Source organism: Bacillus sp. SIMBA_074 (genome assembly GCF_046534555.1).
Lineage (GTDB): Bacteria > Bacillota > Bacilli > Bacillales > Bacillaceae_G > Bacillus_A > Bacillus_A mycoides.
The window spans coordinates 1-256 of the sequence record NZ_JAWRYM010000823.1; the positions used below are offsets into that span (position 1 = coordinate 1).

1 protein-coding gene is annotated in these 256 nt (G+C 60.2%); it reads right to left on the reverse strand.

The genetic code is table 11. From position 1 onward, the window contains the following. Positions 1 to 256 (reverse strand): gamma-glutamylcyclotransferase family protein (locus SB773_RS33060; RefSeq protein ID WP_410594657.1); only part of this gene is annotated, 256 nt, incomplete at both ends.

Genomic DNA, 256 nt, shown 5'->3' on the forward strand with positions numbered 1-256 from the left:
CAGGCAGAAGTCCCGTCGGAAAGCGTCTGCTCAACGCGCTCATAGCGAATGCCCAGCCGCTCATAGCGATCCAGCCGAGCCAGCGCTTCGGGCGTTACCGTGAGTAGCAGGCCATCAACATGATTGTCTTCGCTCGCGGCAAGGTCCAGCCCTTTGCGCTTGAATCCATCAAGACGGGCAGGCTGCGGAGAGCCAGAAGAACCCATCACAACCCAGCGTACGGGCAGGTAGCGCAGCGTACCGTAGACAAACACCT